Genomic DNA, 6,927 nt, shown 5'->3' on the forward strand with positions numbered 1-6,927 from the left:
AAAGTCAAAACATACAAAAGCCTGCAAATTAAACATTTGCAGGCTTTTTTGTTTTTCAGTATCTACAAAACTTACACGAATTCCCAAGAAAAAAGTGAGTCATTCAGTGAGTCATTTTCGCTCATTTGCTTACTCACTGAGATGTATTTAACATTCTTATAATCAAGTTGTTTGAAAATTAAACATCTTGATCCGTTTTAGTTGCAAGGCTACATTTGCATCTGCTTTCATTGTTTTTTCAATGGCGATGCAGAGCCTTTCCCGAAAGTCGGGAAAGGGTTTCTTTCACTTAAATGATGTTGTCATGAGTACAAATTATTCCTTGCTCTTCTACTTGAAGAAACCAAAAAATTACGTTAGTGGTCCCAAGCCGATCTACATGCGGATTACCGTAGATGGTGTCCAAAAAGAAGTCTCCACTGGACGGGAATGTGATCCGCCAAAATGGAACTCCAAAGCCAACCGGGTGAAAGGCACGACTGAAGCTGTAAAGACGCTGAACAGCTATCTTGATACCCTCGTAACTAAAATAAGTACGATCCATACCGCTATGACGGCTGCCGCAGAGGAAATCACAGCGGAATCGATCAAACTTAAGTATCAGGGAAAGGATATCAAACGTAAAAATTTCTTGGATGTGTTCAGGGAGCATAATATGCAGATGGAAGCACTTTTGGGCAATGGATTCAAGCCCAATACGCTCAAAGGGTATAAGACCTCTTTATTACATATTTGTGGATACCTTGAGAAAGAATACAGGTCGCAGGATATTGACACGAGAAAGATTGACCATGCTTTTGTCACAGGGTACGAATTCTTTCTGCGAGCAACAATGGGCTGTTCAGCTGTGTCGGCAGCAAAATACATGAAACATCTTCGTAAGATCATCAAGATCTGTATTTCGCATAGATGGATAACGGACGATCCATTTGCTTTTTATAAGATTAAGGCGAAGGCGAAAGAGAAGGAGTTTCTGACGGATGCAGAACTAAGGAGGATAGAGGAAAAGTTGTTCAAGATACCAAGATTAGCGCATGTGCGTGATATCTTTGTCTTTTGTTGCTACACAGGACTTTCCTATGCGGATGTGAAGAAACTAAAATGGACCGATATTGCCGAGGGTGTGGACGGAAAACTCTGGATATTTACCAGTAGGGAGAAAACCGAAACCTCATCGAATATTCCACTGCTTCTCAAGGCACTTGAGATCATTGAACGTTATCGTGATTATCCACCATGTGTGACAAAGGATATGGTACTTCCTGTGCTGAGTAATCAGAAAATGAACAGTTATCTAAAGGAAATCGCTGATCTGTGCGAGATCACAAAAGAGTTGACCTTTCACAAGTCACGCCATACCTTCGCCACGTCTGTGACGCTTGCCAATAGTGTTCCTATTGAAACAGTTTCAAAAATGCTTGGACATACGGATATCAAAACTACGCAGCATTATGCGAAGTTATTGGACAATAGGGTTGCGGTGGACATGGACAGACTGGAAAGAAAGATCGAGAATAAACCTGCGCCAACCAAAACGGCTAAAGTGGCAGAGGTATGCGCTCCTCAGTCTTTTACCTTTTTAAGAACGGGTCATAGAGATAGAAATATCGCATAAATCGTACTGGAAGCAATGTGACGAACATTGCTTCTTTTCTTATACCTCCAATAAAATCCCAATCCAAAAGATAATTGGAATATTGATCTGGTCTATAAATAACCTGTACAGGTATATCTGCTTATACAGTCAGTTTTTCGGGAAAACTGTTCACTTTATCAACCATGTCGCTGCTGGAGCTACTAGATCTTATCAGGAACTTTTTTTGGAGATATATTTAGCACCTGTTTAAATTTTGTTCAATAAATGTTTTATTGTGGACGACTTGACGTTTGCTATAAGACCATAATTCCGGGCCAGTCTACCAACGCTGGCAACCGGGCAAGGGTCCTTCTGGTAATTCATCTTTTATGGACAGGCTGAAAATCCTATAAGGTAACGGATAGACAGCTAATATACCTGCTCTTACCGATCCCAACAGATCAGGGGGAGGCCGGACTGAAACCAACTATCAAGTATGCACCAGGCGTAGATAAAACGATCAAAATACATTCCATAGGTATAATCGCGTTATGTACCATCTTGCAATGGGCTAAGTGCGTAGTAAGTGCGCTGGAAGTACGCTATTAACGCACTTACTACGCACTCTCTACGCTTAGGTAACGCTTTATTGGCGCTTCATTTACGCTTGATGCTCCTTCTATCCCCAGTGTAAAGTAAGAACTGTATTAGACCTTTTGTACACCTTTTTCGGGAATGGACAATAGGCTAGCCAGATTATTCAATCGAATAATTCCAGTTTCCTAACACACTGGGTATCTTCCAAGATTCAGCCTTAGTCTTGTAGTTGCTAAAGTGTCCTTTATCCCATTTGGTGATATGGTAGCCCCTACAAAACTTACAATAATAAGCCCTTTTACAAGCGTCCTTACCCATCCGGTGTTTGATCCGTTTGCCATCCAGTTTGTTCCGAACGCGTGATTTGAACTTAAAATTAAGCATTATCCATTGTGCTTCGATTAAAGAAAGAAATCCAATTTTACCAGTAGCACGGCATTTCCAGCTATTTACCTTTGCTTTTTCCATAATCTATCTTTTAAAGTTTATCTATTATTGTATTACTCCTTTTCTATGGGCACCTGCAACATGACCCATTCCCGGATATGCCTGGCAATCTTATCAGACACCTCAAAATCATACCGGCCTTCAAACGGTATTTTAAGTACAATGCGCAACCGGCCACGCTTCAACCCGTAGCAAGCCCTGATCATATCCAGCGGTATCGCCTTATCCCTGTCTATCTTCTGTACAAAACCCCGAGTGCTATTTACAACTTCCTTTAGGCTGCGCTGTTCGCCACAGGTCAGACTTTCGTCCATCGCGTTTTTCAGATAAAGACTGACCATACTATTTTTAAACGTAAAAATCCCTAAATCTTTGTACAGTATCTTTTGGGAAAGGATCTTATTATTGAGCAGGAATACCTCCTGCTCCGGATCTATCGCTTTTATTAGCGGCAGGTCGATTTCCTCCATGGAATCAATATCTTTATCACTAGACTCCGTTTCCAGAACTTCCTTCACCTCTTTCAGATCAGGGGAAAACAGATTAACCTGCTTCTCCAGATCCTTAATTTTTAACTGCTGCTGATGGTTTACTTCCTTAAGTTCAACAATTTGCTTTTTTTGCTTTTGATGAATAGCCACATAGAAATACACCGTGTAGCACATATTCAAGACCAGAATACCACTAAATATGACCATTAAAGGAAATAACAGCCATTCATCCTTAGCCAGTGTATCGGGACCGATAATCCAGAACAAAAAAATTGTGGGCAATACACAGCAAAAAAAGAACTGTGTACCTATACGTTTCTGCGGAACGTATAACCAATTCTGCTTTTTGTCCAGGAGCGCAATGACCAAACGTATATACAGGAAAGTAATAGCCGCCATCAATGCAAAAAATAGATAGCTTGTGATGATCGGCCAGTCTGTAAGCCAGTCCGCTAAAGCCCCCTGATAGCCCAGATACCAGCAAACACCGCCGAAGGCGCAAGACGCGATCAATAGCCAGATCACATCCGGATAATTTACAGCCAATACCTCCGTATCTTGATATTTGTCCTGCTCTATGCTTTTCATATACTCCGATCATATTTTAACAAACGCTATCCAAACATACATGCGCGTCAAGTTTGTTTGCTTCTTCCTCCTTCAGGTAGCGTCAACGTTATTAAATTAAATTACTTTTCTACATACAATGGCTCATCTGGGCATATATGGCTAGATATCTGCTGAAGAGCTCCTGTTAAAATTTTACCTTTATGAATAAATTTTTGTTATATAAATTTAGCCAATTATTTTTTAAACAACGTTTCCAGCGCCAAAATCACCTCTTTTATGTCGCTATTTCATCTAAATAATTACCCTACTGGACGAAAATTTAAAGCTTTATTGTTTGAAATGCATTCTTCGTTGTTCCGAAATCAGCCTTCGCTGTAAAAAATCGGTCTTCGTTGAAATTAAGGCGGTATTCAGCAAAAATTCCCTGTCGTTATGGGTATTTTTGAAAAGTAATAGTTCACTGATTATAAACCCCTGGATCATGAGGACGATAAAGAAAATACCTTTCCCATTCAGCCGCAATTACATATTTACTGCGATAGCTATGCTGGTCACTTTATATGGACTTTTTATGGCCTCGACACCATCCCAGCACGTATACAGCATCGGTATCCTGGTCGTGCTGATTCCTTTTTTAGAGATCCGTAATCAGGAGCGTGTGATGCAGCTTTTCTCTGTTTTTTTTGTCTGCGTCCTGATCAGCAGCATTGCGCTATTTGACCGGCTCCCTTATCAATTATTGATCAGTTCCCAGCCGTCTTGGACAGCCTTGAAAAAGGGGATCCCAATAGCATTCGTCATCTGTGTATTGGCACATCTATTTTTTTGGAAGAAGATAGGCCTGATCAAACTATATGGCATCCAATTTCCGATTATGATCATTGCCTGTATCTGGTATATGCGCATGCTGCTGATCCTTGGCAACTGCCAGCATACACCGGACGCCAAGAATGTGCAGATTACGGCCGTAGTCGTTCAGAAATGTCCAGTGTGCTGTGATATTCATGAGCTCTTGCTTTCCTTTACCTATGAAGGACGGCAGTATCAGATGCCGATGGACGTACACCCTAAACTGTATGAAAATGCGAAAGAAGGCGATAAGCTCAATCTCCATCTGCATCCCGGGGTCTATGGCTGGCCCTGGTATCATAAAGATATCAAAAGGAGGTACAGATGATCGTAAGTTTACAAAAGCTGACAATGCTCATAGAAGCCATAGTCCATCTGGATAACGAGGATATCCCAGCGTATTTGTGTGAAATCACAGAGGTCTGCAATAACAATTTTGCGCTTGCGTTGCAGGCGCACCGGGAGATTATCAAAGTTGATAATGCCCGTCAGGCCATACGGCTATACCACACGCAATTATTGCGGCTGCACTCTTTACTGAATAACTTCTGTAAAGAGTGTAAAATTGAAAATGCTACAGCACTATTTGCCCTGGAAGAATTACTTGGGCGAATCGAACATCTATTTAAAAAAGATATTGATCCCTGTACGCCGCTGCCGGAGCATTATTACCTCAGGCTGCATGAATATGTATATGTAAATATGCCCTCTATCCTTGATAAACTCGCTCAAAAAAACATACCACAGGTCTATCTTGGTGAAATCCTCTCAGCTATGGACAGCCTATTTGAAAACGGTAAGATTCCCTATATTCAATACAGGCATCAGGATTACCTGCCCAAAATGGTCGAATCACTGCGCCAATTGGCCGACGACAAACGCCAGGGTAAAAACTGGCATTATCGTTTTTTGGTTCTGATGGTCAACCTGAATTTTAACCATATGGGATTTTTCAACCGATGGAAAGAACTGTACACTTCAGACCCTTCATTTATGGATGCCCTGTCACGCTTTCCAAAACACTTCTCCTGTATCCCGGACTTCGCGTATGATAGCAACCGTAGGAGCCTGCTGAAGTTGATGCGCGAGTACATGGAGGATGAAAATATCTCCCCGTCTGAAACAATGCAGAATTATCCCCAACAGTTTATTCAGAGCAATTTCAATGGCAAAGAGCTCAAACTTTGGATGCATATATCTGTTAAGGCGAATATTATGTGGTCGTCGGAGAAAAAAGAAGTTGCGGAGGTGTTTTCCAGGCTTGTCAAAACACGGGAAGGGACCTTACTTTCTGCCCATAGCCTGACCAGGATGGACAAAAGCACCGAGTTTCATACTGCTCTCCGTATCCGTAAAGTATTGAATACGATGCTCGCCGAACTGAATAGACAGTTCCCGGAATTAAAGTAAGTAAAATACAGAAATTTTTAAAAACAGGGGGTATGCCATCGCTACACCCCCTCAGCAAGTTTATTCTACCGATCAAAAACAGCCATAGCTACACCCAAATCGACTGTTTTACCAAGAATCCGCTCCCTAATTTTTTACCACATATTACCCCTTCACTACATCCCAGTCTTTGTTTAAACCATATAGAGACAGGTAATTTTTCCAAATCAACCATTTCGTTACACCTGCGCCGGCCTGTTTTCCATACTACCTTTGTTTTACAGCGTACGAGAAAGTAGAAGCTGACGCTCAGGCGGGCCGCTGTACCAGATGGAGGGGACAGGTACGGCGCCCTGTTTTTAAAGAAATAATAAAACCCCAACCGAAAATAATAAAACAGCGGAGAAAAATAATAAATGCCACGGCACAAATAATTAAGGCTATGGAAGCAAATAAAACAACTAGCATGATATATAAAATCCTTCGGGCGGTAATGATCCTTTTTTGGATCTATGTCGGCATGGATAAGATCTGGCAACTGGGAGCCTTTCGGATCGCCCTGGAGCAACAGCCTGTTATCAGTTTTCTGGCTCCGATACTCTTTTGGCTACTTCCGCTCATGGAAATCGGTATAGGAGTATTACTAGCTTTGCCACCAGCGAGACTACGCTCCCTGGGATGGAGAGCTTCTAACGTATTAATTATCGTTTTTACGATCTATATCGGTCTGGGGGTATTGGATGTCTATGCACAGAAACCCTGTATGTGTACCAGCTTTCTCAGCCATATCTCCTGGCCCGCGCATCTATTGATAAATATCACAGTTCTTGGCCTTTCCATAACTGGGTGGGCATTGCACCGCACTGCTGTCAAAGACCAAGAGCGTACATTAACGGGTAAAACAAACATAGCACTATTCCTGATAGGCTTTCTAGCAATAGGAGCAATTACATACGAAAGCACACACTTCAAGCGGACAAATGACAAGTGGTACACACCGGACAGCAT

The 6,927-nt window shown here is 41.7% G+C and carries 6 protein-coding genes; 4 read left to right on the plus strand and 2 right to left on the minus strand.

Features of this window, described 5'->3' with window-relative positions; genetic code table 11:
* Positions 1-304: 304 nt before the first annotated feature.
* Positions 305-1,615, plus strand: a complete 1,311-nt coding sequence (locus B2X72_RS11515) for a site-specific integrase (protein WP_286849661.1) — start codon at positions 305-307, stop codon at positions 1,613-1,615.
* Positions 1,616-2,332: 717 nt separating this feature from the next.
* On the opposite strand, the gene B2X72_RS11520 is transcribed toward B2X72_RS11515, so the two are convergent.
* Both B2X72_RS11520 and B2X72_RS11525 read right to left on the minus strand, forming a co-directional pair.
* On the minus strand, positions 2,333-2,641 hold the full coding sequence (locus B2X72_RS11520) for a hypothetical protein (RefSeq protein WP_286849662.1): 309 nt from the start codon (positions 2,639-2,641) through the stop codon (positions 2,333-2,335).
* A gap of 32 nt (positions 2,642-2,673) precedes the next feature.
* Entirely contained in the window at positions 2,674-3,699 is a 1,026-nt protein-coding gene (locus B2X72_RS11525) for a hypothetical protein (RefSeq protein ID WP_286849663.1), read from the minus strand.
* Between the two features lie 463 nt (positions 3,700-4,162).
* Between B2X72_RS11525 and B2X72_RS11530 the strand changes: the two genes are divergently transcribed.
* From B2X72_RS11530 to B2X72_RS11540, 3 genes are all read left to right on the plus strand, one after another.
* Positions 4,163-4,858: a hypothetical protein gene (locus B2X72_RS11530; protein WP_286849664.1), complete on the plus strand. Its 696-nt coding sequence runs from the start codon at positions 4,163-4,165 to the stop codon at positions 4,856-4,858.
* On the plus strand, positions 4,855-5,940 hold the full coding sequence (locus B2X72_RS11535; protein WP_286849666.1) for a hypothetical protein: 1,086 nt from the start codon (positions 4,855-4,857) through the stop codon (positions 5,938-5,940). Before B2X72_RS11530 ends, B2X72_RS11535 begins: the two co-directional genes overlap by 4 nt.
* A gap of 445 nt (positions 5,941-6,385) precedes the next feature.
* Positions 6,386-6,927: MauE/DoxX family redox-associated membrane protein (locus tag B2X72_RS11540; protein WP_286849668.1), on the plus strand; the 542-nt coding region annotated here is incomplete at its 3' end.

It is taken from the genome of Sphingobacterium sp. UBA7253, from assembly GCF_002472745.1.
Taxonomy (GTDB): Bacteria; Bacteroidota; Bacteroidia; order Sphingobacteriales; family Sphingobacteriaceae; genus Sphingobacterium; species Sphingobacterium siyangense.